Here is a 26,162-nt window from a genome sequence, read left to right on the forward strand (position 1 = left end):
TTTTCGTTCCTTCTTATAAAAATCTCTGCATTGCCTCTGCAAACAGCTTAAGATATTTCTCCTCTTCATCCCTTAATATTTTAGAGTTCAGTTCTATTGAATCTCCGGACAATTTTTCGTATGAAATAAACTTAAGGTGATCTGCTGCATTTTGCGTTTTTAGAACAATCTGACGATAGAGAGGTCCCACACAAAGTAGTTCCACTGCCTCATCATCAGACAGATAGCCACTTGTAATCATGCCCATGGTGTTGTAGATTGTATCATTTGCAATAGGTCCTATGATCATGTCCGTCCCTTCAAATGAATCAGGCATCGCTCTTCGATTTGAAAATACGTAGCTAAACCATTCGCGGTCACGGTCAAATCGTTTGATCACAAGGTCTTCTTCGTCAAGCTCATACATATTGACAATAATATCCATGCCATTTTTTTGTCTAACCCACCTGCTTGAAAACTCATAGCTGTCAGACAGATAGAAGCCTTGGCCAAAATCTGCATTTTTACGTCCCCTATGAATATCAGGAGTAGAAATAATATCATACCCAGCGTGAAATACCTTCATCATATGTTCACCATTTGCATTTGATATGTGACAGGATAATTATAGCACATTTAAGGTTTATTGCAATTATATTGTCTGCAATCTTTATTTATTTTGTAATTTTTTAGAAATCCGAAAGAAGCACGACAGGAAATGGCACCTTGAATACAAGAAAAGAATGTCGCTTGCGACATTCTCGCGCCGAGCGCGGTTGCAGCATGCAACATATTCCTTTCGCGCGATGTGCAGATCACTTGGCGAGGTTTTTTCGAGCCTAGTGAAATGTCATGCACAGTAGTGCGCATCCTCACGGAGTGTTTTTTATAGCATAGGAAAGCAATTTCCTATGCTATAAAAAAGCAAGCGGTTTTGGAAAAAACTCCTCTGCCGCTTGCTATAATAAACTTCTTATTCTTCAGTTTTCCGATTTAGTAATATCGCTGTGAAGCCATTCTGTCTGGACATCCTCAATGACTACATTTTCATCAACTTTCACTGTAATCTGATACTCATCCTCATATACTATCTCTCCCGGAAAATTGGTATAGACAACATAGTATGGATGCTTGTAGCGTTCAAGGAGCCACAAGAGGGGATTGATCATCTTCATCATCAATTCTGAATTTTCTGTTTTAAAATAACAGATTACCTTTTCCTGTCTCTTGCAAGGCGGAGGCCATGGCAGTTCCTCAGCAAACCAGGCATCAATCTCTGAAAAAAGTCCGACGTCCTCCTCTTCCATAACACCATCTGTAACCATCTGATTCAGCATGCCAAAGATGCCTTTACCGACTCTTGTGTTTGCAGCCAATTCTTTTCCTTGAATTCTACAGTATTTAAATTTCATAGGCTTTTACACTCTCATCCGTTAATATAGGTGCAACCTCTTACAAAGAAGTATCGCCAATCAGTATCGTTAAAAAATGTTCAGCCTTCCACAATAAGGTATCTTCCATCACCGACGTCAAATACTTCAGATGCTTCCATAACATCACCGTCTCCCGGATCAAGTCCCGCTTCCTCAAAATACTCTTCAACCTCCTCAGGAGATTCCACAACTACAGCCATGCAATCTTCCAGGAATGCTTCAGCCTCCTCAGGGCTCTCGGCCACAGGTTCAGAAAAAAGCTGTCCCTGATTCTCCAAAAAGCAATTCAGTACGGCATCGTCATACTCGTGCATAAAAACTCACTTTCCCGCATGCAACAAACCCGTTAAACATGCGTTTAAATATAATATTGCGTAAGGCCATAAAGCCATTACTATCACATCCGGAAATTCAGTATACTCCCAGGCTAATGAAATTCCAAGCAATTTTTCATCAAAAAGCAATTTTTCATATAAGCCCAAGTCTCTTCATCTCCTGATAAAGCCTTGCAACAGGCAGCCCTACTACACAGTTATAATCACCGTCAATGCCTGCCACATACTTACCGAAGATGCCCTGAATGCCATAAGCTCCAGCTTTATCATATGGTTCATCCGTATCAAGATAGTCCTGAACCTCCGCCTCAGTCATCGCAAAAACTCTGACCTTGGTACACTCATAAAATGTGAACTCTTTTGGCTCTCCTTCATCTGTATACATAAGAGTAACTCCGGTATATACCTCATGAATATCACCCTGAATACTCTCGATCATCCTCTTAGCATCTTCGCGATCTATAGGCTTACCAAGGATTTTCTCTTTATATGATACAACGGTATCTGAACCAATTACAACGAGCGTATCTTTATTATCTGTAAAAAGTTTATGAAAAATCTCTTTAGCCTTTTGCTGTGAAAGTGATGTAACCACTTCAGATGGCACATCACTTGTGATAATTTCCTCCCCTTCAGCTGGTATTATTTCAAAGTTAATTCCAAGGCTCCCAAGCAACTCTTTTCTTCTGGGAGATCCTGATGCCAATACATATCGCATATTATTAAATCCTAAATCTCTTATATAATATTAAAATCTAATTCTTGTTCATTCCCAAAGAAGCATCACATCACAATCCATGATCGTCCCTATACTCAGGCTCGAATACTCTGCTCTCTGCAATGTCTTTTGGCTTACTGCTTAAGGTAGCTTCTTTTCCAAAAAGCTTCTGAGAGTTAAGCGCTTCCGCGCCTCTCTTAGTTATTTTTACATACTCACCGTTTTTATTCATAAGATGAGCTTTGACATTATCATGAAGTTCACTGTCAAGTATATGCCACAGCTTTTTACGAAGCTTTGGGTTCTCAACAGGGAACATTATCTCAACTCTTCGCTCCAGGTTTCTGGGCATCCAGTCAGCGCTTGAAGCATAGTACTCAGGACTTCCACCATTTTCAAAATAGAAAATTCTGCTGTGCTCCAGGAAGTTACCAACAATTGACCTGACAGTAATGTTCTCGCTTACCCCGGGGATTCCGGTTCTAAGGCAACAAATTCCTCTTACGATAAGATCGATTTTTACACCTACGCTGCTTGCCTCATATAGAGCTGCTATAACATCCTTATGGCAAATCGAATTCATCTTGGCAATAATGTGCGCAGGTTCTCCGTTTCTTGCATGATCTGCTTCCCTTTTTATAAGGTCAAGTATTCTGTCCTTAAGCCACAGGGGAGCAATTGTGAGTTTGTTCCATACTACCGGCTCTGAATATCCTGAAAGCATGTTAAATACAGCAGTTGCATCCTCACCATAGGCTTCAGCACACGTAAACATTCCCACATCAGTATAAAGCTTTGCCGTTGAGTCGTTGTAGTTACCTGTTGCAAGGTGAACATAACGCCTGATACCATCTTCCTCTTTTCTGACAACAAGCGTTATTTTACTATGGGTTTTCAATCCTTTTAGTCCGTAAATAACGTGACATCCGGCTTTCTCAAGCATCTTTGCCCATACTATATTATTTTCTTCATCAAAACGAGCCTTCAGCTCAACAAGAACAGAAACCTGCTTGCCATTGTCTGCTGCCTTTGCAAGGGCTGCAATAATCGGTGAATTACCGCTCACGCGATATAGAGTCTGTTTTATGGCAAGTACAGCAGGATCCATGGCTGCAGTCTCGACAAATCTGACAACAGGATCAAAGCTCTCATAAGGGTGATGCATCAAAATATCACCCTCTCTTATACATTCAAAAATATCACGATCAAGCGGAAGCTCGGGAACCGGTGCCGGTGAATTGTAACCGTGCTCTTTAAGATAATCAAAACCTTCTATTCCATACATTTTCATGAGGAAAGTAAGATCCAAAGGTCCGTCGACAGTGTATATTTCGCCCTGATCAACCTTAAGTTCATCAACAAGTATTTTTAAAAGACGTTTGTCGAAGCCTTTTTCAACCTCAAGTCGTATGGCTTGTCCCCACTGTCTTCGCTTTAACTGTTTTTCAATCTCTTTAAGAAGATCCTCAGCCTCATCCTCATCGATAGATAAATCGGCATTACGTCCAACTCTGAACGGATAGCAACACACAATATCATAATTAAGAAACAGCTTACGAATATTTCTCTGAATAATCTGCTCAAGAAGCATAATTTTCCTGACTCCGCTATTTTCAGGAATCTCCATTATTCTGGGAAGAACGGACGGAACCTGAACCATGGCAAACTCCATCTCATCATTGTCCTTACCCTTAACCAGCGCTCCTATGTTCAAGGTTTTGTTGCGAATAAGAGGAAACGGTCTCGATGAATCAACTGCCATCGGGGTAAGAACAGGATATACAAAATCATCAAAATAACGATCGATATAGTCGGCTTCCTCGACGTTAAGAGCGTCATAATCCCTTACCACTTCAATACCATTTTCACCAAGCTCCGGCAATAACAGTCGATTGTAAACCTTGTACTGCTCATTTTCAAACTCATGAACAACCTCAGTTACCTTCTCGAGCTGCTCCTTTGGAGACATTCCTGCTATGTCCGGCTTTTTATAGCCGGCATTGATCATGTCCTTAAGAGATGCTACACGAACCATGAAAAACTCATCCAGGTTACTGGCTGTTATACTAAGAAACTTCATCTTTTCAAAAAGTGGAGTAGCTTTGTCCTTAGCCTCAGACAAACACCTGCTATTAAATTGAAGCCAGCTAAGCTCTCGATTTATATAATATCCATCATAGTAGAAATTTATACTATTTTGTCCATTTTGATTTTTCTTTTTAGTTGCCATATCTGTCCCCCATTTTGAAGATATTTTTCCGAGTATGATTTCTTGAAAGTAAATCGAAAAATGCGTTCAAGAATCCTGCTTTTAAAAGCGTCATAAGGAATCCCCCTCGCTTTTAGAAATCCCGGTCCAATACGAAAAAAATCAGAATCGTTTCTGTCTTATAACCGGCTTAATGCCGTAGACCTGCTCAAAGAAACTTCCCCTGTAACCAAAGAGTCCCCTTTCAAGAGAAATATCTGCCATAGTATCGACTGTTATCTCAAGTTCTTTATCTTTTACAGTAACCTTTACATCCTTGAATTTCTGCTTATGAGTTCTGTCAAGGCCATTGGCAATCCTGAGAATAGCTGTCAGCTTGGTTATAACAAGGTAAGCATCATGGTCAATTCCGTGAAACCTGTATCCGCCTGCCTTGAAGTATTCAAATTCGTCATGATTAAACCTTACAACATTGGCAACTATGGATCTCTCAAGATGAGAAAGCCCTATGATTTCGGTTGACATTATAATATTGTACGAGCAGTCCCCCAGGTTAACCATGCTTATATATTTTCCGCAGTCATGAAGAATAGTACATATTTGTAATAACAGACGTTCTCTTTTTCCAAGTCCGTGTATTTTCTTCATGCTGTCAAAAATATTGAGTGCTATTGTTTGAAGAGTTTCACTTCTGCTCTTACTGCCCATGTAACGTCTCGATATATTCTGTGCACAAGCCACAATATCCTGTTCAAAATCGTGGGAGCTCTTAATAAACTTTTTCCTTTCGGCATATTCGAAGGCTATACCATCACATAGAGTACCACCGGGCGCCCAGATTGTCTCAGCATCAAGAGTTGTAAGTATGTTACTGACAAGTAGTCCCGACACATACATCAGCATTATGTTGTCCTGAGCAAGTCCAAGCTTTTTGGAGATATCCTGAAGAGATTTCCCTGCAAGACCACTTATATAACTCTGGAATTCTTTTGCAGATGCATACCCCTTTTCCTCCATGCCAAGATTTATTCTTTGAAGAACAGGTGATACATAATCATCAAGAAGAATTACATTCTCTACCTTTCTGTCCTTCAGATGCATTTTTGCAAAAACCTTCAGCTGTGATTCAACAAGCTCCTGAACAAGCATTGGATATTTACTGTGCCCCGGCTGTATCTGCTGCATCGTGGAATAAAGCCTCAGTACCCCAAGTCGAAGCTGCTGCGTGGTCACAAGAGTATCATTGTCAAAAAGTGAAATCTGAATACTGCCGCCTCCGACATCAACAATAGCAGTTGGTTTTTCCAGAAACTTAAAAAACCGTTCGTTATTCAGCGCTACTGATTTGTAGTCCAAAAAACGCTGTTCTGAATTACTTAGAATGTCGATTTCAAGACCGGTTCGCTGTCTCAATAGCTCCAGCACGGTATCTATGTCTCTGGTCTCACGCATTGCGCTGGTACCATAAGCCTGATAACGTGAGACACCATAGCTCTCCATGATCTTGTTATAATCAATGAGGATTCTTATGAGCTCATCCATGTGGGCAGCCGATATCTGGCCTGTCGCATAGGTCTCTGTTCCGAGATCGATTTTGTGGCTTACATGATCAATCTCTTTAACACCTTTTTTTTGCGACATTTCATAGATTTTCATTTCGAGGGCATAAGACCCCAAATCTACTGCAGCAAAAATGTCCATCGCCATGTTTTTCCTCCTGTGGGATGACGCTCCTTATAGATATGTGAATTTTTCAGCCTCATTATGCTTCGCATATAACCGGCTGAAAGCCTACAATATATGAACGCCTGTTTTTTAGCAATTAACAATTCATCCGTTCAGTTGTTTCTCATATTACCATTCATAGTTCATATAAACTTGTGCAAATCACTAATGCAGTCATATTATTTCTGCTACTATTTGAGGTGTCCACGATAGTAGCAGAACATTATAGCTCTTCCATTCTGCTACCATTCGAGACTTCCACGATAGTAGCAGAACATTATAGTTCTTCAATTCTGCTACTATTCAAAGCTTCCACGATAGTAGCAGAACATTATAGCTCTTCCATTCTGCTACTATTCAAGGCCTCCACGATAGTAGCAGAACATTATAGCTCTTCAATTCTGCTACTATTCAAGGCTTCCACGATAGTAGCAGAACAATCTAGTTAAAAGCCTCTGCTACTATGCCAGCTTCCGGCATTGGTAGCAGAAAGAAGGCTATCACAGGCTATCCGCGAAACCATTCATGCTTATGAAGCACCTAAGCTCGATATCTGCATATTTATAAAAAAGTAGTTTCACTCGTAAATATTCCACACCACATGTTATTTTCCGAGCAGGTAGTCAATAAATTGCTGAGCGGTACGCCCGGAGAGCCCGCCGTGATTCATCTCCCATTTTCGCGCTTCTGCGATAAGTTCTTCCTCAGGCATATTAAGTCCGTTTCTGGCAGCAAGAACGCGTACTATTTCGTCATATTCCTTCATCTCAGGAGCTCCAAAGTAGATGGTAACGCCAAAACGATTGGACAGAGAGAGCTTCTCCTGAACAGTATCATTTCTATGGAGATCATCATCTAGAACAGCCGGCTTATCCTTAAAGCTCTCCCTTATAAGATGCCTTCTGTTGGAGGTAGCGTAGATAAGCACATTCTCGGGTTTTTTCTCAAGGCCGCCTTCTATGACAGCTTTTAGATATTTATAATCAGTTTCAAATTCTTCAAAGCTAAGGTCATCCATGTATATAATAAACTTGTAATTACGTCCTTTTATCTGCGCAATTACATCATTCAAATCCTTAAACTGGTGCTTATACACCTCTATTATTCTTAGTCCCTTGTCAAAATATTCGTTGGCTATGGCCTTTATGCAGGAGGACTTTCCGGTTCCGGCATCTCCGTAGAGAAGACAGTTGTTCGCCTTTTTCCCTGAAACAAAAGCTTCTGTATTATCAACAAGCTTCTGTTTGGCAATCTCATATCCTACCAGGTCTGACAGCTTAACATGCTTTATGTTTCTGATGGGTTCAATTGCGGCTACAGGCTCCTCATGTCTTACTCTAAACGCCTTATGAAGTCCGAATTTGCCAACTCCATACTGTTTATAGAAAAGTGAAAGCTCATCCTGCATAGCCTCTGCATTTTTACACTCCGACAGCGTCTTTGCAAGTTCACAGATTCTGTCTCTTACTCTCGTATTAAAAACCTTACTGTCAAGGGTTTGTACCTTAAAATCAAGTAGTGCTGTAAACTCAGGAGTCCCAAGTCTCTTAGTCATCTCTGAAAAGTCTAGATCAAACCATCTCTTGAAACGCGCAAGATCATGAAGCGCAATCTCTCTCATAGAACCGTTAGAGTCACCTCGCATCTCATCTGACATGCTGTAAGCATTTTCATCAGATACCAATAAAAGCGCAAGGAAGGAATGCCAAAGGTTCCCATAAAAGCCGCGTCTTGCGGATTCATTTATAAGGATATTCATGCACTTATGAACAAGTTCTTCCTGCTCTGCAATTGAGTAAACAGCATCCGCGGAATTCTTATCTGAAAGAATAACCAGTGTATCCCTTAAAAAGGTCTGTTCCTTTGTGGCATTTCTATATAGGATAAGAGAATTATCAATAACAAAACCTGAAAACAGTGGATCAGCGTCCCTGCCATTATCAAGAGTTCCATTTTCCATAAGCTTATCATACTGGCGTTTTCTGCTTATCTCCATGATTTTCTCAATAAACTCGCCGGCAGCATCTTTGTTATCCGCATTCTGGGCAAGAGCCTTGAAGGATTCTATTTTTTGATTTTCACGTGCTTTGTCAAAAACACTTTTTCCTGCATTTATCTTATATTCAGCTACCTGTTCGCTGACCTTCATTCTTTTTTCAAAGAGCTTAATAAGCTCAGAGTCTATTTCATCAATATTACTGCGAAGTTCATTCAAATCCATATACTTAGTTCTCCATGCATAAAATATATATTTGATTGTACCATAAAACCACACCAAATTAACGGAAAGTTAATAGTATTATAGCCAAAAACCGTGATATACTTAACTAAAGCACATAAGTTTTTCAAAATTTTACTTTCAAGTCAAGGTGGAATTTTATGGATAATAAACGTGTTATTATCGGCTTTTCAGTCGCTATTATTTTTGTAACGATATTTGTTTTAATCTATTTCCTAAGGAATCAAGTGCCACTTAATGATGAGACAGCTATCGGCAATAATGCAGGTAATCTCTACAATGGCGGTCTTGTACTTGAAATGGACGGAAAAGTATACTTTTCAAATCCTTTGGATAGTGGTGCACTCTATTCTATGAATCCCGATGAGACTGATCTTAAAAACCTCACAATGATGGCTGTAAGGAATCTTGTTGGTCACGGAAAATACGTATACTACTACATGGATACCACAGAAAGTAATGCTTCCAGCGACCTTAAAGGTCTGGGAAGAGTATCAACATTTTACGGACTATACAGAAGTCAGACAAATGGTGACAAACAAAAGCTTCTGGACCGCGAGATGATTTCATCCATTCAGCTCGTAGGGAGTAATCTGTATTATACGGTTACCACAGGAAGCAAAACCGGTCTGAACAAAATTAGAATTGATGGCGAAAAACAAGATACAGTCACTTCAGAATTGATAGATCCCTCCTGTGCTGCAAATTCCAAAATTTATTATTCCGGTGTTGATCTTGATCATGACCTTCACATGATGGATACATTGTCAGAAAATGCCGCTTCAATTGTTCTTAGCGGAAATATATGGCAGCCTATTATTCAGGGCGACTACGTTTATTATATTGATGCAGCCCACCACTATAGGCTTTGCCGTGCCAATCTGGTCTCCGGTAGTAACGAAGTACTTACCAATTCCAGGGTTGATTATTACAATATGAACGAATTCAATATCTTCTATTCCACATCAGAAGCCGGTAATCAGACACTTAGAGTTATGAAGCTTGACGGCTCCGGTAACACAGTTATAGCAGAAGGTATTTTCCATGGGCTAAGCCTTACTTCAAAGTATCTGTACTTTAAAGCTTTTGGAGTTGAAAACGTGATGTATCACATACCAATTGACGGTTCGGCTCCTTTGAGCACCTTCAATCCTTCAAGATAATTACACCAAAGACTTCGAAGAAAACCATCCTCTTTCGAAGTCTTTTTTCATGCAAAAAGTATATGGACAAAGTGCTTCAAACATATATAATTGATAAAGAAAAAAGTTCATTTAATTATATATGGGAGTGCAGAATCTATGATGAATAATCTAAGACACATGATGCGTCCTCTCGATTTCTCTGTAGAAGAGCTCGATCAGCTTTTTGACACAGCAGCAGACATTGAAAGGAACATGAGCAGCTACGCTCACAAGTGCGATGGTAATATCCTCGCAACCTGTTTCTACGAACCAAGTACCCGAACAAGACTAAGTTTTGAGACCGCTATGCTAAGACTTGGCGGACAGATTATCGGTTTTGCCGATGCTTCCAGTTCATCCGTTTCTAAAGGCGAAAGTGTCGCCGATACTATCCGTGTTATTTCCAGTTTTGCTGATATCTGTGCAATGCGCCACCCCAAAGAAGGTGCTCCTATGGTAGCAGCGGCGAATTCTATTATCCCGGTTATCAATGCAGGTGATGGCGGACATCACCACCCAACTCAGACTCTTACAGATCTTCTCACCATTCGTTCTTTGCATGGATCTCTTGGTGGTTTTACCATTGGTCTTTGCGGTGATCTCAAATTTGGCAGAACCGTTCATTCTCTAATAAATGCTCTGGTCCGTTATAAAGATATCCATTTCATTTTCATATCACCCAATGAGCTCCGCGTACCTGATTACATCACTGACCTTCTTAAAGAAAACAACATAACCTACGAGGAAGTTATCAAGCTTGAGGATGTAATGCCAAGGCTCGACCTGCTCTACATGACCAGAGTTCAGAAGGAGCGTTTCTTCAATGAAGAAGATTATATCCGCCTTCGTGATTTTTATATCTTAAATGAGGAAAAGATGCAGCTTGCCAAAAAAGACATGCATATACTTCACCCGCTTCCAAGGGTTAATGAGATTGCTGTCGAGGTGGACAACGATCCCAGAGCTGCTTATTTCAAACAGGTTCAGTATGGCTTATATGTAAGAATGGCGCTTATTTTAACATTGCTTGATAAGACTGATGCTCATATGAATCATGGTCTTCTGAGAAAATGGACCTAAGACTAAATTGCACTTTGACCATTTGATGTAGAAATCAGCTATACCGATTTAATCTTTTGTTATTAAACCTGATTATGGCGATTTAATCATTTGACACAAAAAAACGACTATACCGATTCAATCATCATGTCATTTTCGGAATTATATTTAAGAAAGGAATCCTTATGCTTAACGTAGGAAAAATCGAAGAAGGCTTTGTGCTGGATCATATAAAGGCCGGACGCAGCATGCAGATATATCATCACCTCGGACTTGATAAGCTCGACTGCACCGTGGCCATAATAAAAAATGCAAGAAGTAATGTAATGGGCAAAAAAGATATACTAAAAGTGGAATGCGACATTGATACACTTGACCTGGATGTCCTTGCCTTTATCGACCACAACATCACCGTAAATGTAATAAAGGCAGGGGAAATAGTTGAAAAAAGAGCTCTCTTCCTTCCTCACGAGATAAAAAACGTTATCAAATGCCACAATCCCCGCTGCATATCCTCAATTGAGCAGGGACTTCCGCACATCTTCTATCTTGCCGATGAAGAAAAAGAGGTTTACCGCTGCAAATACTGTGATGAGAAATACAGTGAAAACTCCGGTAAATAATCAGTAGTACAGCATTATAAAAAAGAATGTCGCTTGCGACATTCTCGCGCCGAGCGCGGTTGCAGAATGCAACATATTCCTTTCGCGCGAGTGCGCATCCTCGCGGAGCGTTTTTGTATCATAGGGAAGCAATTTCCTATGATACAAAAAAGGGTCTGTCACATTAGATTTTCATCTAATACAACAGACCCTTTAAAATCAGGATATTTTCTATCAGTTCCTGAGCCATCCATAATTTCTAAAATGCATGAATGATATCTTTCCGTCCTCTATGAATATGTCATATTCTCCGGAGCCCTTCTTGTTATCATTGCCGGGCTGATCAAAATAAATCGTGTAGTTTCCGGTGCTTTTTGTCTGCTCATAGTTTGTAATATTATTTTTTTTATCCAGTCCTGAAGCTGACTCTCTGTATAATCAGCAGTTAAACCGCCGGGATATACATTGTTTATTTCCCCTACACACAAGGGGTATTATAACAAATTCAAGGGGGAAACAAAAAAACCTATTTTATTTCTTCTCTAATTCGTGCATGGTAACATCCATCAGTACCTCACCGTTTGCCTTAAAGCTGATTCCCTCAGCCTTTACATCAGTAAATACTCCCATGGACATAACCTGCTCACCATCATTTATGAAAAGCTCCATACTATATCTGTCGAGGATCAGTCTTAATGTAATCTCTCCTTTATTGTTTGCTACCTTGCATCTGCGCTGATGAACGATTGCTCTTCTGCTTCCTGAGTGCTTCCTGTCAATTTTAACAATATTCTCAACAGGATCATACTCTATGGTGGAATATGCTTTACCATTGTCTGCAAAGCGAATCTCAAACTTATTGTAGGACAGCGTTCTTTCTGAACTTCTGACATTAACTGTCATATCGATGCATCTGCCCTCTATGCTGGACAGTGACGCACTATCGGATATAAGGACATTCTGTCTGCTTATTCTCTTTCCGTAATAATCTGCAATCTCTCTTGCGGGCTTCTGAATAAGCTTATTATTGTGAAGACTGATTTCTCTCGGGAAGCTCATCTGTCCAAACCATGGGAAGTCATCACGTCTGATACCACAGGTATCCCAGTTCTGCATCCAACCGATCATAAGTCTTCTGCCATCATCTGCAAGAACGGTCTGAGGTGCATAAAAATCGATTCCATAATCAATAGCCTGACAGTTTTCCTCACAGAAATCTCCGTCTTTATTAAGCTCGCCGATAACACATAGTGTACCGTTTCCGTTGTGGAATTCCAATTCCTCCGGAAGCATATCCTGAGGGCTTGTAAGCAGGACCTGTTTACCATCAAGTTCAAAATAATCAGGGCATTCCCACATAACACCAAATCTATGATTGTTTTTTATAACAAGCTTATCATAGTTCCAGTGAATCCCATCGTCGCTGACATACTGAAGGATCTGCCCATCCTTATCCTCAGTTTTATTGCCAACTACCATGTAATATTTTCCGTTCTCCTTCCAGACCTTAGGATCTCTGAAATCAAATTTTCCAGCACCTTTGGGAAGACTATCTGCACCGATTACAGGGTTGTTCTCATACTTTTCATAATTAACACCGTCACCTATTGCTATGCACTGAGTCTGGTACTCGCGAACGATCCCATCCTCTTCCTCTTCTTTGCGAACTCCTGTGTAAACAAGAAGCTGCCTGCCATCTTCCATTTCAATGGCACTTCCTGAGAAGCATCCAAAGTTGTCAGCCTCTCCATCGGGCGCCATAGCGCAGGGAAGATATTCCCATGTAATAAGATCCTTACTTTCAGCATGTCCCCAGTGCATAGGTCCCCATACTGTCTCATAGGGGTAATACTGATAGAAAAGATGATACTTTCCATTGTACTTACTAAATCCGTTAGGATCATTCATCCATCCGCATCTGGGAGTAAGATGAAAAAGAGGTCTTTGCTCCTCAGGTATCATCGCTTCTTTTTTTACTTCATATTCTCTTGCTTTTGTCAGTTTATCACTCATTACTAATTCCTCATTTGCCATAAATCTTTACATTTTTTGCTTCCGCTCCTTGTATATTCAGTTTCCAGTCTCCTCCGACTGCTGAATATATGCGGTTTGACAGTGCCTTAACACCGCCTGCATAGACAACAACTATGTCCTTTTCTATAACAACATCTATCTGATACTTTTCTCCTGTCTCCAGCTTCACCGGCTGAAAATTAGGAAATGCATTGTAGGATATGATATCCTTTTCATTATCGATAGAAATCTTATATTCTTCCCCACTATCAGGATTTGAAAAATCAAGGCTGCAAGCCCCGCCTTCCTGCATCGTAAGCTCAAAGCTCAAATGACAGGTCTCAGGTACTTTTCCCAAATCCATACTTTCATCTTCTGCTGACAAAGACTTAAGCTCCTTGTCAAAATACCCATTATATTGTTCAGGCATGCACACCCCAAGCGTGCCATCCTGTAACTGCCTAAGTTCATAAACAAGAACGCTTCCCGCCCATGTGTAACCCAGGCTGTCGTTCTCTCTCTTTTTTCTGTCAAGGAAACCTATAAGGTACCTTTTATCTTTATATTCACAGGTCTTGGCAGCATAAAAACCATTGCCGTCAAAGGTATCGATTTCCGGCTTCTCCCATGGTCCAAAGAAGCTGTCTGCCATGCGATAATAAACAACATTATTCCAGCTAAATACGAGATAATATTTTTCTCCAAGTTTAAATACATCCGGACATTCCATGAAATAAAGCTCTTTACTTGTGTAAAAATCTCCTTTGAAAGTCCAATTTGAAAGATCCTGCGATTCATAATAAATAATCGCACTCTCTTGTTCTGCTTCCTTCCTTGCACCGACCAGCATGATGTAGCCATCATCCGTATGATATACCTGCGGATCTCTAAAATCCGTGGTGCTGTACCCGTTAGGAGCATGAATTATTTCTTCATAGTTCTTTTCATACTTCTTATTGTCTTTACTTGTGGCGTGCATCACACATTCTTTATCAAGTCCGTAGACATCATAGTAGTCATTATGACCTGTGTAAAAGCAGTGATATTTCCCGCTGTCGTCTTTTATAAAGGATCCTGTACCGATTGCCAGATCCTGGAGTTCTGAATTCTCTGCGAATTTTAATGTTTCACCGTTATCCCTGAACTTAAGGAAATCCTTGGTATAAAACTGATGAAGCGGATGATATCCAACTCCGTTATTATCCGTTTCATAAAGGTAATTAAGATAAACGCCATCATCCGACGAAAGCGCCATCACATCTCCCACGTAGCTCTCTTCTGCTCTGGGGAAAAGACATTCATCCATTTTTTTATCCGCACATCCTGAAACAAGGCACATCATAAGGCCAAGTAAAGCAATTGATTTCTTTTTCATCTTTTAAAAAGATGGAGGAGATATCTCCTCCCTCACCTTTCATGTTATAAGCCGTTAAAATTACTTATAGAACTCATCAAGATACTTCTGATAGATTGCAAGATAGTCATCAAGACCATATGCATTAACCTGCTTGATGTACTCATCCCAATCTGCATCTGAAAGACCGTTCATTACGAAGTTACTTCTGCTTGAGTTGATGTAGCTGATAAGATCTGTCTGGATTGTTGTAAGCTTCTCTGTATCATCAGCTGTCATGAATACGTTAGGATATACATACTCGCCGTGCATATCATCTGTGTAGTACTCCTTGATCCAGTCAAGACGATACTGAGCATCATCAGGGCATGTTACATATACACCATAGTACTCATCAAGGATTGCAAGAGGTCCACCAACTGCCTCAGCCTCACGAACTTCTACAGGTGAAGCATCACCAAGAGGAGCGTGCTTGAGCATCTTCTCACCCTTGTCGTTCTCTGAAAGCTCGAAGATATCAAACTCATCATCCTCGCCATATGTTCCCCAGTTGTTCTGAGGTGACTGGAAAGGATCATACATACGATCAAGCCATGCACATACAAATGCAGGGTTGTCACACTTAGCTGTAACTACGCATCTGCCGCGGTCAAATCCTGATGTAAAGGAACCGTTCATAGGTGTTACGTTCTTGGTATCAGCCTGAAGAGCTGCAAGAGGCTCGTAGTCCTCAAGGTTGTCGATATTAGCAACATCCCATGTGAAGCATACGCCATATCTGTGAGATTTACCCTTAGCAACATATGTTGACCAATCCTGTGTGAAGCACTCAGGATCGATAAGTCCCTCATCATAGAGCTGATGGAGCCACTGCATACCTGACTTAAAGCCATCCTGTGTAGCTGTGCAGATAACCTTCTTGTCATCTGTTACAGCAATGTGCTGTCCTATATCGTTATCACCATAGCCCTCGCCAAAGCCGTTGATAAGAAGGCTGGGATCCTGATCGTTCATGATGCATGACATAGGGATGATATCACCCTCGATGCCAAACTCAGCCTGAAGCTCAGCTGCGTGATCCTTGAAAGCCTTAAGAACTTCTTCAAATTCATCTACAGTTGTAGGCTTCTGAAGTCCAAGGAAATCAAGCCACTTCTTATTGATATAAGTAAAGTTGTTACCTACAGTCTGGATTGCTGTCTTATTGGAACCAAGCTGCTCAATCCAAGGAAGTGCCCAGATATGGCCCTCTGAATCCTCGCACATTGTACGATATTCAGGATACTTATCGAATACTGCCTTAAGGTTAGGCATGTTGTTATCAATATATTCTTCAACAGGAACGATTACTCCCTGATCTGCGTATCTGATAAGATCAGAATTGCCAAATCCTGCATTGAATATGAAATCCGTGAGCATGTCTTTGTTAGCCATTGTCAGCTGGATCTTGTCTCCCCACTGATCGTTTGAAATAGCTGTCCAGTCAACATGTACATTGGTCTCTTCCTCAAGTCTCTTGAAGATTGTTCTGTTGTTGGGCTCAGCCTCTGTACCTGAAGGATAGCTGATTGTACCTGTGATTGTAACCTTCTCCTCAAGAGGGAAAGTGATGTTTGCAGCATCTACTTTTGCTGCGCCGCTGCCAGTTGAAGCCCCCTTACCACAACCTGTGAGTGCACTTGCAGACATTGCTACTACAAGCGCTGTAGACAGTAACTTTGTTGTTTTCTTTTTCATTGTCCTCTCCTTTTCATTAGAAACATATTCAAACCTGCATATTTGCAGGTGAATTAACTTGTTTTTTGCTCCGGCATGATCACCGGATTAAAAAATACCTTGCTTAATACTCTGCTTAGCCCTTTACACTACCTACCATAATTCCTGAATCGAAGTACTTCTGGAAGAACGGATACATAACTATCAAAGGAAGACTGGAGATAATGATAGTTGCATATTTGAGAAGCTCAGCAAGCTGTGCTCTCTGTGCTGTACTCTGCATATCAGCAATCATTCCGGGATCAGGCTCGTTCTGAATAAGAATTGCTCTAAGAACAAGCTGAAGAGGCTGTTTGCTTGCAGAATTGAGGTAAATCATTGCATCAAAGTAGCTGTTCCACATTCCTACGAACTGCCAAAGAATCAAAACCGCGATCAGAGGTGTACATACAGGAAGCAGGATTTTGAAGAAAAATGTAATCTCACTTGCTCCGTCCACATCTGCAGCTTCTCTAAGTTCTCCGGGAGCACCCTTGTAATATGTTCTTGCGATTATCATGTTCCATACACTGAATGATCCGGGAAGAATAACCGCCCACATACTATCCAGAAGTCCAATGTTACTGATAAGAAGGTATGTCGGAATAAGTCCGCCACCAAAGAACATTGTTATGATGAAAATAGTATTGAATATCTTTTTACCCTTAAAATCATCACGTGACATCGGATATGCGCAAAGCAAAGTAATGAAAACCGAAATCACACTGAAAAGTACTGAGTAGAGAACCGCATTGCCAAATCCTGTCCAAATCTGAGGATTGGTCATTACTCTCTCATATGCTGTTAATGTCCATTTGCTAAGATCAAATACTATTCCCTTATTCTGAAGGGTTATCGGATCCATGAAGGAAGCTACTATTATATAAACAACCGGTCCGATTATTGCCAGTACAAAAAGTGCCAATAATATATATCCTGCAAGGAGAAACAGTTTATCTCCGAAGGATGCTCTTGCAAATTCACTCTTTTTTAATTTAAGTGCCTTTTCCATATCAAAGGTCCCCCTTATAGTCCCTGTCCGTCGTTTAATTTCTCAACGACTTTATTTACTGCTATCAGCAATATTACATTTATAATCGTGTTAAAAAGACCAACCGCTGTGGAGTAACTGTAATCTCCGTTAAGAAGACCTTTTTTGTAAACGTAAGTGGCGATAATTTCTGATGAAGCAAGGTTCATATCTGACTGAAGTGCATATGCCTTTTCAAATCCGATACTCATGATGTTACCTGCCTGAAGAATGAACTGGATTACTACCATGTCCTTGATTGCAGGCCACTCAACCGCCTTGATCTGCTGCCAGATATTTGCTCCGTCTATCTGAGCTGCTTCCTTTAGTTCTTTGCTGGCGTTGGATAATGCCGCGGTGTACATGATTGATGCCCATCCGGCTCCCTGCCAGATACCGCTTATAATGTAGATAGGTCTGAACGCCTCAGGAATTGTCAGGAAGTTTATGCTCTTGCCAAGCATCATGTTTAAAGGTCCTGTAACTGAAAGCAGGATTCTTACCATACCACAAAGGACGATAACTGATATGAAGTTCGGCATATAAAGCACAAGCTGTATCTTCTGTTTAATCTTACTGCTTGATATTCTGTTAAGAAGAAGCGCCAGGATAATTGGCATCGGGAATCCCCAGAGCAGTCCGTACACACTAAGCTTCAAGGTGTTGATCAGATACTGCATGAAATCAGGTGATGATAAAAACTGCTGGAAATACTTAAATCCTACCCATTCGCTTCCAAGAATACCCTTAAAAGGATTGTATTTCTGGAATGCTATGAGAATTCCTCCCATCGGAACGTATCTGAACAAAATAGTAAGTACCAGAGCCGGTCCAAGGAAGAACACATAAAGCTGCCAGTGCTGCTTTATATATACCAGCGTGTTGTGTAGTTCATTTTTATTTTTCGCTTTAGCGTTCATGTAATTACCCCCGTGCGTAATGTTACATTTGCACAATGTATCTTTTGCATGTGTAAAATATATCATCGCATAATACGTATGTCAATAGTATATTTTTACATTTGTAAAAGTTTCGTTTACATTTGACACTTAGACTTTTACATTTTATAATCAAATGAAGAAATGCTAAATCAAGCATAACATTTGACAATTCGTATATCGGCCGGTGTCAGTATTCAATTTAGACACCTTATCATTCCTATAAAGTAGATGGAGAATTAACATGGCAACTAAAGTAACCTTGCAGGATATTGCGGATGCTCTTGGAGTGTCCAGAAATACAGTTTCAAAAGCAATCAATAATACCGGTGTTCTGGCAGAAGCTACCAGACAGAAGGTACTGGAGAAAGCAATAGAAATGGGCTATAAGCAGTTTTCCTATGCCAGTTCCGTTGCTGATATCAAAAATCCTTCCATAACACAGTCTAAGGCAGCAGGAGAAATAGCTCTCTTTTCTGGAAGTTTTTTGAACAATTCACACTTTGCATCAACGATGCTTGATAAATTCCAGCATGAGATATCACTGCTGGGCTATAGTCTTACAATGCACAGAGTTGATGAATCGAACATTGCAGAGCTTAGTATTCCTATATCATTCAGAAAAGATAACACTAAAGCCATAGTATGTATAGAAATGTTTGATCAGTCTTATTGTGAGATGCTCTGTAATATCGGAATTCCTGTCCTTATGATAGATGCACCGGTAACAAGCTACTGGAGACCTCTTAATGCTGATATCCTTTTAATGGATAATTTCTCCAGCATTTATACTGTAATAAATGATATGAGTAAAAAGGGCATAACCAAAATAGGTTTCGTCGGTCAGGTCACACACTGCCGCTCTTTCTATGAGAGATTCATGGCATTTAGAGAGGCTCTGTATATCAACAATCTTACTTTCGAAGATAAGTATTGCCTTACAGAGGTTCATCCTCACGGGTCGGAGTACAGAGAATATTTATTTAAGGCTCTTGAAGATATGACAGAAATGCCAGAGATGTTTATATGTGCCAATGATTTCGTTGCTGTCGACCTGCTGTATGGTCTAAAAAAGCTTGGTATTGAATGCCCTTCCGATATTAAGCTGTTTGGCTTTGATGACTCACCGGAGTCCAAGATAATGACTCCTTCTCTCTCAACCAGCCACATACACAGTCAGATAATCGGATACTCTGCAGCTAACATGGTCATGTCCAGAATAGCGCAGCCGGATTTAAACTACCGCATCACATATACCGAAACCGATCTGATTTACAGAGAATCTACTCATATCTAAGTTTTCGGTTTTTATGACCGCAGCATGCAACATATTCCTTTCGCGCAAGTTACGCATTCTCACGGAGGTTTTCTCCCGGGAAATGCGAAGCAGTTTCTCAAAAAAAACAACACATATCCAAAGCATGTAATAACAGCTCTCGGTTATGTGTTGTTTTTTATGTTGTTTTTTGTGTTTTATTTAATTGTTATTTATGTACGACCATCAGATGCATTCCTGTAAGTTCACAAGCTCTGCCATTCTTTTGCCGCCAAGAGTGTTTGGATGAAGACCGTCTCCGATATTGCAGTCATCAAGCATATATCCCGGTCTGCTGTCATCTCTTAATTCCTTGTCAAAATCAAAATATCCGTCTATCAGGTCGCAGCTCCGTATCCAGTCATTTGCCACATTTCTTGTTGCTTCGAATTCAGGAAGCCACCAGTCCGGATATTCATTGTTGCCACAAGGAGTTATTGTACCAAAATATATTTTCGTCTCTCTTTTGCGTGCAATATCAATTATCCTTTGATAACCTTCGATCAAGTCATCTCCGCTTACAGTCTCCGTTTTTTCTTCAAGTAAAAGCGGATGCATTATGTCATTTATGCCTATAAGCACAAATATTGAAGAGACTTCATCAAGCTCGAAGACATCCTCCTCAAATCTCTTAATTCCGGCTTTACCAAAAAGTACAAGCTCTTTACCTGCTGCCTTAACGAAGGTTGCATCATTTAGAAGTCTGTTGCCGCCTATGCCGCAATTGATAAATGATAATCTGCCCGGATATGCTTCATATAATCTCTTTTGAAGCGCATTGGTGTAAAAGGACATATGCGTAATGGAATCGCCAAAGCCTGCGATTACCTTTACGTCGTCTTCAGCAAGCACCTGCACTGCATCAAAACCCGAAAAAATTTTCATCATTCCAATATTTGCATCATCTCGCAAAATATCTGAAGTTATTTCAGGCAGAGTTCCCTTTGAAACACTTTGATCAGATTCCGTCAGGCCGGTCATATCCCCGTCATAATATGAGACCTCTGCACCACCATCAGCCCAAAAGCAGCATATGGAATCCATATTTTGTCTTTCCCTGTAATAAATACTTACCACAAGTCTGTCCCCTGCGCTGATCTCAAAATCAATCACATCGCTAAAGGCCTCTTCACCCGGCTGCAGTAAGATTTCATTTAAGTTTCTTACAGTAACATTTTCTGAAACAGCCGCTCCTACTTTAGTAATTGTCGCTTTAGCAATCTTCAATACATTATTGCTGTACCTGTTGGTAAATCTGATCCTAAGCTTTGAAGCATCCACGTTGTTATAAAAAGACACTCTCTGCGTAATATTTTCTGCTACTGCGATGTTCTCGCCATAGCCGATTTTCTGATATTTAAATGTGCTTACCCACTTCATATTCTTCTCCATTACTTACCAAGTATGACATCTTGAATCAAGGATTCAAGATGCCTGCAAATAGGCCATTCCAATGCGACTTCGTCGCGGGCCTATTTGCCTCCTGAAGCATATTCTCACGAAACCCGCAGCCAGTGCGGGTTTCTGAAATATCATTCAAGAACTCATACTGTCTAGAATTGCCAGGCTGTTCCTTGTTCCCTCAGGTATCCCCGCAAGAAATGAGAATGCAGGATCAAGCATCTTCTCCCAGGTATCATAGTCATGATTTCCCTCAGTTCCGAAGAATTTGTAAGGCACATCAGCATCATCAAGAGCCCTGGTAAACTCTTCAACCTGCGTATCTACCGCAATATCATGATCTCCGTTTCCTATGAAAAGTTCCGGGATAATATTCTTATCCGCTTCTGTGTATGCCTTCACAATATTCCAGGGACCATTCTCATACTCTTCTTTTGTTCCGAAAAAGTTGGCAAATTCTGCTGCTCCAAAACCTCCCTTTGAAGGGTCTGCAAGAAGTGTCCAGGGATTTGTGGCAGGTGAAAATGCAGCAACCTTCGAAAACACTTCATGATATCTAAGACCGTTTAAAAGTGCACCATAGCCACCCATGGAAATACCGGCGATATAGGTGTCTTCCCTTTTATCAGACAATCTGAACATGTCTCTTGTTCTCTCGATCAGTTCTTCACCTATAAACTTGCTGTAGTTTGCATTTCTCTCCGGATGGTCGATATAAAAAGCATTCTGGCCGTTTGGCATAACTATGGCAAGTCCCTTGAGCTCTGCCTGTTTACGGATGCCAAGCATGGTAATAATACTGGAATAATCTCCACTATATCCGGGCAAAAAATATACTGTTTTATAGGGCGGCTCCGCATCAGAGCCAAAGGGTCCCCTTTCAGGCATGAACACAGCGCAGGATACCCCCTGCTTTAAGCTGTCCGATAAAAAGTGCACCTCTGAATAAGACATATCAATAAACTCCTGACTATAACTTCAATGTTGTAATAAATATATTAAGACCGCCGAGAATTACTTACACTGCTCCAAAATCCAGTCAAGTCCTCTGAATATATATTCATTCCAGAACTTCCAATCATGGATTCCAGGGCCTTCTTCGTATTTAAAGTTGGCATTATTATCTTCGAAGAACTTTCTCATGATCCGGTTATTTTCATACAGGAAGTCCTCTGTTCCGACAGCCATGTATATAGGCGGAATCTGTGCGCCTTTTTCTTTAAGTTTTGTATAGAGAACCTCAGGATTATTATCTGATTCTTCAACTTTAGTAAGGTCTCCGAATACTTCTCTGTAATAATCGTAATTCGCCATCATGTCCTCGAAGCCTTCATCAAGGTTGGCTATTGCATGAATGATAAGAGCTGATGATAAAGCAACTGCTCCTCCAAATGTATCAGGATATGCAAGTGCTGTATGTAAAGCACCAAAGCCTCCCATTGAAAGTCCTCCAATAAGAGTATCTTCTCGTTTATCTGAAAGTCCGAAGAGTTTTCTTGTATAATTAACCACCTCTTCACCTGCATAGGTACAGTACCGGCAGCCTGTAGCCTTTCTGTCCAGGTAAAAATTATTGCCGCCTGTTATCATTATTACTGCCATGTTATACTTTGCAGCTATATCCTCGGCAAGGCCGTTATATTCCCAATCGTTTTCATTTCCGGAATAACCATGAAGGAGGTAGAGTGTTTTCATTGGTCTTTTGTAATTATCATTACCTTCAGTCATCATGGGAGGTATATCGTTTGGTATAACATATGAGATGTTCACCTGCCCCATCTGTGAAATAGAATAAAATCTAAGTGATCCTGTTGCCATTTTGCTCCTCCGTTTCAGTTATTTAGTAGTTTATGCAAGTTGATAATTCCACAAATCTCCGGTAGGAACATAGGATACCTTCACATCGCCGCCTGTTATATCCTTAAGCCAGTCAGCAGCGTATTTTGCTCCTAATTCCTCCCAGTTGAAGTGGCCAATATTAAAGCATGCCATATTTCTTCCAAGAGATATACCGTCCCTAATATAGGACAGCAAATTCCACTCAATTATTTCTCCGGGAATAATTGCATCAATATTATTCTCCTGCATTGCTCTTATGATTTCTGTTGTGTAGTCAGTGTAATAACCATCTTTTTCCGTCGCAGGGATAAAAGCGTCAGGGTAAATATGTCCTACAAGAGCAAGTCGTTTAATCTTGCCCTGCCCTCTTCCGATATAGCGTGTTCCCTTAAGACCTATCTTTTCAATAAGTAAATCATTCATTTTTCTGACTGTGGTTTCTTCAGGTAAATCTATCACATATCCGAAAGGAACAATATTGCCTGAATCCACAAGGTTATCTTCCCATCCCATGTATTTTATAACACCTGTAAAAATACTGTCAGGTCTGTGAGCATGCATATGATCGTGATCCCTGTAGACTACGATTCCATGATCCTCAAGGAGCTTCATCTTCTCATCATAAATATCACACTTAAAATCCGCTCTCCATCCAGGAAGGTCCGGTGTCAGATAGCTTGTGGGTTCATGGACATACAAAAGATTGCATCCCATTTCTATAGTCTTTTTTATTACATCCACATTTGGAACAAGAGCAGATACTATTCCTGTGCATTCTACTTCAGGGTCTCCGCATTTTATTCCGTCGCATCCATCATAGCCCTTGCCAAGGTCCGGATGGTATGCAGCTACTTTATCTAAAATCTCTGAAATTTTCATCATACACCTCGATTCATTTATTATGTTCAGATCTTACTTCATAAGGAAGTTCTGCTCTACTCTGTATGACATCTCACCAGACTCGGAAATACCTCGTCAGGTGATCTGCACATCGCTTCGCTCGTCAGAACACGTTCGGACTAGGAAGTCCTCTCAGCCTTTTACAGCACCTACGACAACGCCCTTGACAAAGTATTTCTGCACAAAAGGGTAAATAACTACAATCGGTAGAATTCCAATAACAGCCATGGACATTCTGACAGCGTTGCTTGGAAGTGAGATGGCGCCTGTACCTACCGCCACACTTGCAGCTCCGCTCTTTAAATACTGAATATTGTTCATTATTCTTATAAGCAGATTCTGTATACCGTAGTACTGTGGCTTTTGAATATAATACAACGCATTTACCCAGTCATTCCAATAAGTAAGTGCTGTAAAAAGTGAAATTGTTGCTACTGTCGGAACAGCCAGCGGGAAAATGATCTTAAAGAAAATTGTAAGCTCGCTTGCTCCATCAATCTGAGCCGACTCTATAAGTGCATCCGGAATGCTGTTGGCATAATAGTTTCTTACAAGGAAAATATTAAATGCACCGCAAAGATAGTTGGGAAGTATCAAAGCCCAGATACTGTTTTTAATATTGAAGATCTGTGTCCACATCATATATGAAGGAACAACACCACCGTTAAAGAGCATTGTAAAGAACACGAAGAACGCAAGTACATTTCTGTATTTAAAGTTCTTTCTGCTCATGGGATATGCGATCATAGTGGTAATAAGAACGCTTATAAGTGTTCCCACAATTGTTACAAGCACCGATATTCCGTATGCCCTGAAAATCGTAGCTCCCTGCTGAAGCATGTACACATATGCATCTGCGGACCAGGTCTCCGGGATAAATGCATATCCGTTTCTAAGTAGCGTCGTCTCTTCCGTAAAAGATGCTACTACAATAAGTATTATGGGCAGTAGTGCCACAAGTGCAAGGACTCCAAGGACGATTGTTGAAATCGCTTTAAATTTTTTTGCATCCGAAGAGATATGAATGGCACTTCCTATATTTTTTCCTGCTGTTAATGTTTTTCCCATTTTTTATCTCCTTTAGAAAAGTGCGTTATCGTTGTCTACCTTGCGGACAAATGCATTGGCAGATACAACAATAATGAATCCGAGAATTGACTGGAAAAGACCTGCTGCCGCACTCATTCCAACGTCATTAAGCTCCATAAGGCCTCTGTATACATATGTATCTATGGTCTGTGTAGTAGAATATAATGCACCTGAGTTCATAGGCACCTGATAGAAAAGACCAAAATCAGAGAAGAAAATTCTTCCTACTGCCATGAGTGTCATGATGATCACTGTAGGCTTAAGCAGTGGCAGTGTCACTCTGAAAATCTGCTGAAGCTTGGTAGCTCCGTCAAGACTTGCTGCCTCATACACCGTCTTGTCGATTCCGGCAATTGCAGCAAGATAGATGATTGACATATATCCTGCATTTTTCCACAAATAAACTATTGTCAGGATAAATGGCCAGTAGCCTTTTTCCATATACCAGGCCACGTCCTGTTTTCCCAGCATCTTCATAATTGTGTTATTGATAAAACCACTATCTGAGTTAAGGAATGCATATACCATGTAAGCAATGATTACCCAGCTCATAAGATTGGGAAGAAGCAGTGCTGACTGGAAGAACTTGGTTCTGATACTGTCTCCCAGGGCATTCAAGAATATAGCTATCGTTATCGCAAAAACAGTACCTATTACTATAAATGCCAGATTGTACAGCAGAGTGTTTCTGGTCATTATGATCGCATCCTTTGTCTGGAACAGAAATTTAAAGTTCTGAAAACCATTCCAGGGACTCTTCCAAATTCCTTTTTTATAACTGAAATTTTTAAAAGCAAGGAAGATACCAAACATCGGGATATAGTTGTTTATAAGAAGATATAAAATACCCGGCGCAGCTATAAGAAGCAGCGGACCCGATTTTGCATATTTATTTTTTACTTTTTTAATTTTGGACTTATTTTCAGACATCTAAATTCCTTCCTCATACATATTGTTCGAATGTTAATATAACCCCAATGTGCACTTATCATATATACAGGCCAGTATTTTCCAAAGCTTACGCCTTATGTGAAAATATACCGGC

The 26,162-nt window shown here is 40.4% G+C and carries 23 protein-coding genes; 4 read left to right on the forward strand and 19 right to left on the reverse strand.

Annotated elements, in window-relative coordinates; all coding sequences use genetic code 11:
* Window positions 1-13: 13 nt before the first annotated feature.
* The 8 genes from ACHCNF_RS04110 to ACHCNF_RS04145 all read right to left on the reverse strand — a co-directional run bounded on the left by ACHCNF_RS04110 (window position 14) and on the right by ACHCNF_RS04145 (window position 8,620).
* On the reverse strand, window positions 14-568 hold the full coding sequence (locus tag ACHCNF_RS04110; protein WP_408071521.1) for a DUF3990 domain-containing protein: 555 nt from the start codon (window positions 566-568) through the stop codon (window positions 14-16).
* Window positions 569-959: 391 nt separating this feature from the next.
* Complete coding sequence (locus ACHCNF_RS04115) at window positions 960-1,391, reverse strand: hypothetical protein (protein ID WP_408071522.1); 432 nt, start codon at window positions 1,389-1,391, stop codon at window positions 960-962.
* 80 nt (window positions 1,392-1,471) lie between these two features.
* Window positions 1,472-1,726, reverse strand: coding sequence for a glyoxalase (locus ACHCNF_RS04120; protein ID WP_408071523.1), 255 nt, complete (start codon window positions 1,724-1,726; stop codon window positions 1,472-1,474).
* Window positions 1,727-1,732: 6 nt separating this feature from the next.
* A complete protein-coding gene (locus ACHCNF_RS04125) occupies window positions 1,733-1,894 on the reverse strand; it encodes a hypothetical protein (RefSeq protein ID WP_408071524.1) in 162 nt (53 codons plus the stop codon).
* Entirely contained in the window at window positions 1,881-2,465 is a 585-nt protein-coding gene (locus ACHCNF_RS04130; RefSeq protein WP_408071525.1) for a Maf family protein, read from the reverse strand. The genes ACHCNF_RS04125 and ACHCNF_RS04130 overlap by 14 nt, the downstream gene beginning before the upstream one ends.
* Before the next feature lie 70 nt (window positions 2,466-2,535).
* Window positions 2,536-4,695, reverse strand: coding sequence for an RNA degradosome polyphosphate kinase (locus ACHCNF_RS04135; protein ID WP_408071526.1), 2,160 nt, complete (start codon window positions 4,693-4,695; stop codon window positions 2,536-2,538).
* A gap of 141 nt (window positions 4,696-4,836) precedes the next feature.
* Window positions 4,837-6,381: a Ppx/GppA phosphatase family protein gene (locus ACHCNF_RS04140; RefSeq protein WP_408071527.1), complete on the reverse strand. Its 1,545-nt coding sequence runs from the start codon at window positions 6,379-6,381 to the stop codon at window positions 4,837-4,839.
* Window positions 6,382-7,003: 622 nt separating this feature from the next.
* Window positions 7,004-8,620 (reverse strand): DUF815 domain-containing protein, encoded by a 1,617-nt coding sequence (locus tag ACHCNF_RS04145; RefSeq protein ID WP_408071528.1) that lies wholly within the window; start codon window positions 8,618-8,620, stop codon window positions 7,004-7,006.
* A gap of 158 nt (window positions 8,621-8,778) precedes the next feature.
* Here ACHCNF_RS04145 and ACHCNF_RS04150 point away from each other — a divergent pair, with 158 nt between their 5' ends.
* From ACHCNF_RS04150 to ACHCNF_RS04160, 3 genes are all read left to right on the forward strand, one after another.
* Window positions 8,779-9,801, forward strand: coding sequence for a DUF5050 domain-containing protein (locus ACHCNF_RS04150; RefSeq protein ID WP_408071529.1), 1,023 nt, complete (start codon window positions 8,779-8,781; stop codon window positions 9,799-9,801).
* Window positions 9,802-9,942: 141 nt separating this feature from the next.
* Window positions 9,943-10,902: an aspartate carbamoyltransferase gene (gene pyrB, locus ACHCNF_RS04155; RefSeq protein ID WP_408072189.1), complete on the forward strand. Its 960-nt coding sequence runs from the start codon at window positions 9,943-9,945 to the stop codon at window positions 10,900-10,902.
* 164 nt (window positions 10,903-11,066) lie between these two features.
* Window positions 11,067-11,504 carry an aspartate carbamoyltransferase regulatory subunit gene (locus ACHCNF_RS04160; RefSeq protein ID WP_408071530.1) on the forward strand — a complete coding sequence of 146 codons (438 nt, stop codon included), beginning with the start codon at window positions 11,067-11,069 and terminating at the stop codon, window positions 11,502-11,504.
* 510 nt (window positions 11,505-12,014) lie between these two features.
* On the opposite strand, the gene ACHCNF_RS04165 is transcribed toward ACHCNF_RS04160, so the two are convergent.
* From ACHCNF_RS04165 to ACHCNF_RS04185, 5 genes are all read right to left on the reverse strand, one after another.
* Window positions 12,015-13,496, reverse strand: coding sequence for a glycoside hydrolase family 32 protein (locus ACHCNF_RS04165; protein WP_408071531.1), 1,482 nt, complete (start codon window positions 13,494-13,496; stop codon window positions 12,015-12,017).
* A gap of 10 nt (window positions 13,497-13,506) precedes the next feature.
* Entirely contained in the window at window positions 13,507-14,871 is a 1,365-nt protein-coding gene (locus ACHCNF_RS04170; RefSeq protein WP_408071532.1) for a glycoside hydrolase family protein, read from the reverse strand.
* 60 nt (window positions 14,872-14,931) lie between these two features.
* Window positions 14,932-16,587: an ABC transporter substrate-binding protein gene (locus ACHCNF_RS04175; RefSeq protein ID WP_408071533.1), complete on the reverse strand. Its 1,656-nt coding sequence runs from the start codon at window positions 16,585-16,587 to the stop codon at window positions 14,932-14,934.
* Window positions 16,588-16,702: 115 nt separating this feature from the next.
* Window positions 16,703-17,617, reverse strand: a complete 915-nt coding sequence (locus ACHCNF_RS04180) for a carbohydrate ABC transporter permease (protein WP_408071534.1) — start codon at window positions 17,615-17,617, stop codon at window positions 16,703-16,705.
* A 14-nt stretch (window positions 17,618-17,631) separates the two neighbouring features.
* A complete protein-coding gene (locus ACHCNF_RS04185; protein ID WP_408071535.1) occupies window positions 17,632-18,555 on the reverse strand; it encodes an ABC transporter permease in 924 nt (307 codons plus the stop codon).
* A 262-nt stretch (window positions 18,556-18,817) separates the two neighbouring features.
* Between ACHCNF_RS04185 and ACHCNF_RS04190 the strand changes: the two genes are divergently transcribed.
* Complete coding sequence (locus ACHCNF_RS04190; RefSeq protein WP_408071536.1) at window positions 18,818-19,870, forward strand: LacI family DNA-binding transcriptional regulator; 1,053 nt, start codon at window positions 18,818-18,820, stop codon at window positions 19,868-19,870.
* Window positions 19,871-20,074: 204 nt separating this feature from the next.
* On the opposite strand, the gene ACHCNF_RS04195 is transcribed toward ACHCNF_RS04190, so the two are convergent.
* From ACHCNF_RS04195 to ACHCNF_RS04220, 6 genes are all read right to left on the reverse strand, one after another.
* A complete protein-coding gene (locus ACHCNF_RS04195; protein WP_408071537.1) occupies window positions 20,075-21,268 on the reverse strand; it encodes a GDSL-type esterase/lipase family protein in 1,194 nt (397 codons plus the stop codon).
* Window positions 21,269-21,424: 156 nt separating this feature from the next.
* Window positions 21,425-22,243, reverse strand: coding sequence for an alpha/beta hydrolase (locus ACHCNF_RS04200; protein ID WP_408071538.1), 819 nt, complete (start codon window positions 22,241-22,243; stop codon window positions 21,425-21,427).
* 60 nt (window positions 22,244-22,303) lie between these two features.
* The gene (locus ACHCNF_RS04205; protein ID WP_408071539.1) at window positions 22,304-23,107 is read right to left on the reverse strand and encodes an alpha/beta hydrolase; all 804 of its coding nucleotides are present in this window, start codon (window positions 23,105-23,107) and stop codon (window positions 22,304-22,306) included.
* Between the two features lie 30 nt (window positions 23,108-23,137).
* A complete protein-coding gene (locus ACHCNF_RS04210) occupies window positions 23,138-24,010 on the reverse strand; it encodes a Nif3-like dinuclear metal center hexameric protein (RefSeq protein ID WP_408071540.1) in 873 nt (290 codons plus the stop codon).
* A 150-nt stretch (window positions 24,011-24,160) separates the two neighbouring features.
* Window positions 24,161-25,096, reverse strand: coding sequence for a carbohydrate ABC transporter permease (locus tag ACHCNF_RS04215; protein WP_408071541.1), 936 nt, complete (start codon window positions 25,094-25,096; stop codon window positions 24,161-24,163).
* 12 nt (window positions 25,097-25,108) lie between these two features.
* Window positions 25,109-26,047: an ABC transporter permease gene (locus ACHCNF_RS04220; protein ID WP_408071542.1), complete on the reverse strand. Its 939-nt coding sequence runs from the start codon at window positions 26,045-26,047 to the stop codon at window positions 25,109-25,111.
* Window positions 26,048-26,162 lie beyond the last annotated feature (115 nt).

This window comes from Butyrivibrio sp. NATIVEDY162 (assembly GCF_045999815.1).
GTDB lineage: Bacteria > Bacillota > Clostridia > Lachnospirales > Lachnospiraceae > Butyrivibrio.

What these genes read in the sequence shown, in the direction of transcription:
- ACHCNF_RS04110 (WP_408071521.1), bottom strand. Translation starts at nt 568, where the DNA reads ATGATGAAGGTATTTCACGCTGGGTATGATATTATTTCTACTCCTGAT.
- ACHCNF_RS04115 (WP_408071522.1), bottom strand. Translation starts at nt 1,391, where the DNA reads ATGAAATTTAAATACTGTAGAATTCAAGGAAAAGAATTGGCTGCAAAC.
- ACHCNF_RS04120 (WP_408071523.1), bottom strand. Translation starts at nt 1,726, where the DNA reads ATGCACGAGTATGACGATGCCGTACTGAATTGCTTTTTGGAGAATCAG.
- ACHCNF_RS04130 (WP_408071525.1), bottom strand. Translation starts at nt 2,465, where the DNA reads ATGCGATATGTATTGGCATCAGGATCTCCCAGAAGAAAAGAGTTGCTT.
- ACHCNF_RS04135 (WP_408071526.1), bottom strand. Translation starts at nt 4,695, where the DNA reads ATGGCAACTAAAAAGAAAAATCAAAATGGACAAAATAGTATAAATTTC.
- ACHCNF_RS04140 (WP_408071527.1), bottom strand. Translation starts at nt 6,381, where the DNA reads ATGGCGATGGACATTTTTGCTGCAGTAGATTTGGGGTCTTATGCCCTC.
- ACHCNF_RS04145 (WP_408071528.1), bottom strand. Translation starts at nt 8,620, where the DNA reads ATGGATTTGAATGAACTTCGCAGTAATATTGATGAAATAGACTCTGAG.
- ACHCNF_RS04150 (WP_408071529.1), top strand. Translation starts at nt 8,779, where the DNA reads ATGGATAATAAACGTGTTATTATCGGCTTTTCAGTCGCTATTATTTTT.
- pyrB (WP_408072189.1), top strand. Translation starts at nt 9,943, where the DNA reads ATGAATAATCTAAGACACATGATGCGTCCTCTCGATTTCTCTGTAGAA.
- ACHCNF_RS04160 (WP_408071530.1), top strand. Translation starts at nt 11,067, where the DNA reads ATGCTTAACGTAGGAAAAATCGAAGAAGGCTTTGTGCTGGATCATATA.
- ACHCNF_RS04165 (WP_408071531.1), bottom strand. Translation starts at nt 13,496, where the DNA reads ATGAGTGATAAACTGACAAAAGCAAGAGAATATGAAGTAAAAAAAGAA.
- ACHCNF_RS04170 (WP_408071532.1), bottom strand. Translation starts at nt 14,871, where the DNA reads ATGAAAAAGAAATCAATTGCTTTACTTGGCCTTATGATGTGCCTTGTT.
- ACHCNF_RS04175 (WP_408071533.1), bottom strand. Translation starts at nt 16,587, where the DNA reads ATGAAAAAGAAAACAACAAAGTTACTGTCTACAGCGCTTGTAGTAGCA.
- ACHCNF_RS04180 (WP_408071534.1), bottom strand. Translation starts at nt 17,617, where the DNA reads ATGGAAAAGGCACTTAAATTAAAAAAGAGTGAATTTGCAAGAGCATCC.
- ACHCNF_RS04185 (WP_408071535.1), bottom strand. Translation starts at nt 18,555, where the DNA reads ATGAACGCTAAAGCGAAAAATAAAAATGAACTACACAACACGCTGGTA.
- ACHCNF_RS04190 (WP_408071536.1), top strand. Translation starts at nt 18,818, where the DNA reads ATGGCAACTAAAGTAACCTTGCAGGATATTGCGGATGCTCTTGGAGTG.
- ACHCNF_RS04195 (WP_408071537.1), bottom strand. Translation starts at nt 21,268, where the DNA reads ATGAAGTGGGTAAGCACATTTAAATATCAGAAAATCGGCTATGGCGAG.
- ACHCNF_RS04200 (WP_408071538.1), bottom strand. Translation starts at nt 22,243, where the DNA reads ATGTCTTATTCAGAGGTGCACTTTTTATCGGACAGCTTAAAGCAGGGG.
- ACHCNF_RS04205 (WP_408071539.1), bottom strand. Translation starts at nt 23,107, where the DNA reads ATGGCAACAGGATCACTTAGATTTTATTCTATTTCACAGATGGGGCAG.
- ACHCNF_RS04210 (WP_408071540.1), bottom strand. Translation starts at nt 24,010, where the DNA reads ATGATGAAAATTTCAGAGATTTTAGATAAAGTAGCTGCATACCATCCG.
- ACHCNF_RS04215 (WP_408071541.1), bottom strand. Translation starts at nt 25,096, where the DNA reads ATGGGAAAAACATTAACAGCAGGAAAAAATATAGGAAGTGCCATTCAT.
- ACHCNF_RS04220 (WP_408071542.1), bottom strand. Translation starts at nt 26,047, where the DNA reads ATGTCTGAAAATAAGTCCAAAATTAAAAAAGTAAAAAATAAATATGCA.